Raw genomic sequence first — 5,091 nt, forward strand, 5'->3', positions numbered from 1 at the left:
TGTCTATAGAATTAAATATAAAATGAGGATTCATTTGTGTAATCAGCAATTTTTGCTCCAACAGCAACTGTTGGTTTTGCATCTTTACCCGTCTGATTTTTAACAGAACAATTAAAAAACCGAATGCAATTAGAAGTCCTATAAAACCAATAATCAGCCACTTTTTTTGTAATTGGGAGATGGCCACGGTTTTTTTTAGGGAATTCACATTTTTATTCACAGTATTTAAGGTATCCTTATAAGCATATTTGAATTTTATTTGTGCCAGTTTGTCTATGTTTTCTTTTTTATAAATACTGTCATTCAACTCGTTATGTGTTTGTCGGTTCTCATAGGCGAGCTTGTATTCTTTCATACTGTAATATATTTCGGAAAGCAGTAACGAAAAATCTGTCTGATAATTTAAAAGCTTGAGTTCTTTGGCGATATCTCTGCCTTCTTTTGCAATTTGTAAGGCTTTTTCATGCTCTTTTTTAGCATAATAAATCTTTGCCATGTTTAAGTAGCTGTACGACAGCTCTCTTTTGGTTCCAAGTTGCTTCTGAATTTTTACCGCCTTTTCGTAATAGCGCAGAGATTCTTCTAAATTGTTGTTCAAAAGATAAAAGCCTCCTATATTAACGGTAAAAATGGCACTATTGGCAGGGTCATTAGCTTCTCCGCTTAATCGTAAGGCTTTTTTAAATATTGCTAAGGCTTTTGGGTTGTTTTCTTGCATAAGAATAACTCCAATATTGTTTAAACAACCTAATGCATCTTTTGTCCTTTTTAACTTTTCAAATAGGGGTAATGCTTTCTGGTAGTGGATAAGCGCTTCCTTATTTTTTTCTATTTCCTGATACAGCGTACCAATGTTGTTTAAATTCGAGGCAACACCATAGTCATCGCCTAATTGTTTTTTTATTTCTAAGGATTTATTATATGATTCTAAAGCAAGTGTGTAGTCGCCTTGCTGTTTGTAAAGGTTTGCCAAATTTATTAAAGTGGCTGAAATTCCTTTTTTATTACCGATTTTTTCATCAATTGACAGTGCTTTTTTATAATTGTTTAAGCTCTTGTCATGATCTCCTTGCGTGTTATAAATCATTCCCATAACCATCAAAGAGCTCGAAAGTATCTTCAGTTTCCCGGCTTCTTCACTGATTGTTGCGGAACGTTTGAAATGCTCAAGAGCTTTCGGGAAATCAGTAAGATAATAATACGCTCTTCCCATATTCAAATAAGAATTAGCTATTCCTTCTTCGTCTTTTAACGCTTCATAAACCGCTAATGCATTCTGAAAATAATTGATTGCGTTTGGGTAATCTGCCTTGGTAATCTGGGCTCTACCCGCATAGAACAAGCTATAGGCCTTTCCTTTTTTGTATTGTAGCGCTTCAGACAGTGCTTCAGATTCTTTGTACCACTCCAATGCTTTTTCAACATCACTTGTTACCATTTTAGTTGCAGCAGCATTTAACAGATTAACCCTTACGGTATCTTTTTTTAAATAGGTTTGTAAGCTGTCTAATGCTGTATTTTGGGAGAATCCCTGAAATAGGTTTGCTAAAAAAAAGAGAAGGAAAATTCGTTTTATAAATTTTGGGGCATTGTTAGTAAACATTTTTACTATGTGTTTAATTTTATTGTTTATCCAATTTTTGAAACCCAAATGTAATTATAAAAATTGTAGTAAATTTACCTATGTTGTTAAGGTTTTGCAAGGTTTTATTTACTTGGTGATTTTCAAGGTCTTTTTATAAAGGGATAACTGCATCACAGCGATGTTACTTTAAACTTAAGATCTGAAAAACGGCAGGAACGAATTGTTGGATTTTCTTTATTTATAGCATTGTTGGAGGCGAAAAGGAGTTACATTTTTTTAAGATAGAATTTGATGGGGAAATGGTTTTGTTTAGACTCCAAATTTTATGAACGTGTTTCAAAATCAGATTTTATTTTATTTTGAAACAAAAACTGTTTCAAAAATTTATTTTTTTTTAATTTGAAACAAATCGTATTGCAAAAAGGAAAATGTTTCAGCGTAATTCTTTGTGCCAGATCCTAAATTTTAAATTTGAGTTCTCGCTGGCTTACTATCTGTATTCTTCGTAAATTTGAGTAACACAAATACCATTAAGTTTTAACGATAAATTATTTGGTATGAAAAAAGTCTTCCTTTTGTTGCTTGGTTCCTTTTTTTTAATTTCCTGTGGAACAAATGATTATGTATTGAATAGTCATTGCTTGCCAAGGCCGACCTCCCAGTTTGAATTTAAAGTAGACAAAAACAAATCAGCGGCAAATGTCAGTTTAGTTATAGATACGAATGCGATTTATATTAATTCGGCTTTCAGGAGGATGAAACCGGGAGTTTCAGATCTTTATTATCGCTTTATGCCGAATGGAATCGTTTATGAAGTGGCGTTGAGTGGGGATTCCATTGCATCAACCGTTATGGATACTGCAGTCTGCAGCTATGGTAAGTACAAAGTGAAAAAAAATAAGATAAAAATGGAATTTATGGTAGTTCAGACGGGGCCCTGTGCAAAGTATGATGCGGCAGGTAAAAAAAACATTGTAGGCAGAAGGTTTCAGCATGCAGTAATCAAAGACGGAAATTTATATTTGGTGCCTCATTATCATTCAAAGACAAAAGAATTTTACAGCAATATGTGGAGATTGTTCGGCACTGGTTTTGGTATTTTTGCCTGCATTATAACGCCTCCTGTTTTCTTGGTTGACGCTGTAATTCCCGATAAAAAAGTTTGTTTTAGCAGGGTGAATCTTAACGATGTTAAAAATTATAAAAAGAAGGATTCTGTGCCCAAATAGGTAGAAGAGTTGCTTTGAATGAAATAAATTGGTTTAATCATTGTTAATTCACAAATGAAAAAATAATCCAATCCAAGTAATCATCAATCCGTTATTAAAAAGAATTAGCTGACGGCGGGAATTTTTCGGGAAGAAAGTACTGTTTTCCAAAAATGGAAACATAATAAAAAGTAAAAAGCCGAGGTGGAGCCCCCGACTTTTTGGTGAACGGTTAACCACATTGCTGTGCGTTCGGGTGCAAATGTAAATCAAACTTTAGGAATATCAGTCATAAGATTCAATATTTATTAAAATTGTTTTTTTGAATTGAAAAAAAATTAATACAAAGCCCTGTGTATCAGCATGTTGTTGTTTTTAAAACTTAAGGATTTATTTATTAAATCGCTAAGTTTTAGTAAATTTGTTATACCCAACTCCGGTAAAGGCACAACGCCGTTAAAATGAAGCTGCAACCGTTTGTTTGCAATGCGATTCTCAATACAGACCATCATAATCAGGCTTTCGAAATCCAAAATTTGTGTAATCATGAATGATAGCGTAGAAGTACGGGAGCTGAAGCTCGACGACTACAAGCAGTTGATTGAAACAATGGAAGCCGCCTATAAACATTGGCATGGTAATGTGTGGACTTTCGATGCCATTGATACCCTTATTCATAAATTCCCCGAAGGTCAGTTGGTGGTTTGTTTTAATGATCAGATTGTAGGTTGCGCCTTATCCATCATTGTGAATTATAACGATTTTGGCGATAAACATACTTATAAAGAAATTACCGGAGACTATACTTTTTCCACACATACAAATGAAGGCGATGTCCTGTACGGTATTGAAATATTCATTCATCCGGATTACAGGGGCAAGCGTTTGGGAAGAAGGTTGTATGATGTCCGTAAAGAATTGTGCGAAAAGCTGAATTTGAAAGCCGTGGTTTTCGGCGGAAGAATTCCTAATTATCATAATTATGTTTCGGAAATGAAACCTAAGGAATATATTGCCAAGGTTAGAAACAAAGAAATTTACGATCAGGTACTGACGTTTCAGTTAAGCAATGATTTTCACGTAAAAAAAGTACTTTATAATTACATGCCCGGTGATGTGCAGAGTCGCGAATTTGCCACACTTCTGCAATGGGATAATGTGTATTATGAAGATAAAGAGGCACCTGAAGACAAAAGAATAACCCGTAGTGTTCGCCTCGGATTGATACAATGGGAGATGCGTTATTATACCACTTTGGAACAAGTGTTTACTCAGGCAGAATATTTTATAGACTCTGTGTCGGGTTATAAATCGGATTTTGCTGTTTTTCCGGAGTTTTTCAATGCCCCGATGATGGCTTTATTGGAAAGCAAAGACGAAGCCGATGCCATGCGGCAACTTTCGGATTATACCGAGCTGATACGTGATAAATTTCACGAATGGGCCATTAAATACAACGTGAATATCATTACCGGAAGCATGCCTTTTGTGGAAGAAGGCCGACTTAAAAATGTTGGTTTTTTATGTCATCGCAGCGGTAAAATAGATTCCTACGAAAAAATTCATATCACACCCGATGAAGAAAAATACTGGGGATTGAAAGGAGGGGATACTATTCAGTCGTATGATACCGATGCCGGTAAAATTGGGATATTAATCTGTTATGATGTCGAATTTCCGGAATTGGCCCGATTGTTATCCGAAGACAGAATCCAGATTTTGTTTGTTCCTTACCTAACGGATACACATAATGCCTATATGAGAGTTCGCCATTGCGCTGCAGCCAGAGCCATAGAAAACGAATGTTTTGTTGCCATTACCGGAAGTGTTGGGAACTTACCCCAAGTGGAAGCGATGGATTTACACTATTCTCAAGCCGTTGTGTTTACTCCTTGTGATTTTGCTTTTCCTTTTAACGGAATAAAAAGCGAAGCCACGGCCAATACTGAAATGATCCTTATTTCGGATGTTGATTTAAGTTTGCTTGAAAACCTGCATTTTCACGGAAGCGTAAAAAATTTACTGGACAAACGAACCGATTTATATTCCTTACAATTTAATCCGAAACCATAAACCGCGGTTTTATCCTGTTCTTTTTGACAATTCAATCCCACGCTGATGCTCTCGAAGTTACTCATCATATAAACAGAAAAACATTAATTTTTGTAACCTTTTCATTTTTCATTTACTCTAATACTATATAAACCAATTAAATCAAGGAAAAATGAAAATAGCTGCATTTATTCTTACCTTTTTTATGGTAAGTATGACTATCAGTGCGCAGAATATGGATCATTC

At 35.0% G+C, this 5,091-nt stretch carries 3 protein-coding genes; 2 read left to right on the forward strand and 1 reads right to left on the reverse strand.

The window, feature by feature from the left end:
* On the reverse strand, window positions 1-1,603 hold a 1,603-nt coding region (locus VLB74_RS01400; protein WP_325201684.1), incomplete at its 3' end, for a tetratricopeptide repeat protein.
* Window positions 1,604-2,142: 539 nt separating this feature from the next.
* Between VLB74_RS01400 and VLB74_RS01405 the strand changes: the two genes are divergently transcribed.
* On the forward strand, window positions 2,143-2,814 hold the full coding sequence (locus tag VLB74_RS01405) for a hypothetical protein (RefSeq protein WP_325201685.1): 672 nt from the start codon (window positions 2,143-2,145) through the stop codon (window positions 2,812-2,814).
* Between the two features lie 525 nt (window positions 2,815-3,339).
* Window positions 3,340-4,866, forward strand: coding sequence for a bifunctional GNAT family N-acetyltransferase/carbon-nitrogen hydrolase family protein (locus tag VLB74_RS01410; protein ID WP_325201686.1), 1,527 nt, complete (start codon window positions 3,340-3,342; stop codon window positions 4,864-4,866).
* Window positions 4,867-5,091 lie beyond the last annotated feature (225 nt).

It is taken from the genome of Flavobacterium sp. (genome assembly GCF_035456225.1).
In the GTDB taxonomy this organism is placed as follows: domain Bacteria; phylum Bacteroidota; class Bacteroidia; order Flavobacteriales; family Flavobacteriaceae; genus Flavobacterium.

Coding starts and splice junctions, on each gene's coding strand:
- VLB74_RS01410 (WP_325201686.1), top strand. CDS start 3,340: ATGAATGATAGCGTAGAAGTACGGGAGCTGAAGCTCGACGACTACAAG.
- VLB74_RS01405 (WP_325201685.1), top strand. CDS start 2,143: ATGAAAAAAGTCTTCCTTTTGTTGCTTGGTTCCTTTTTTTTAATTTCC.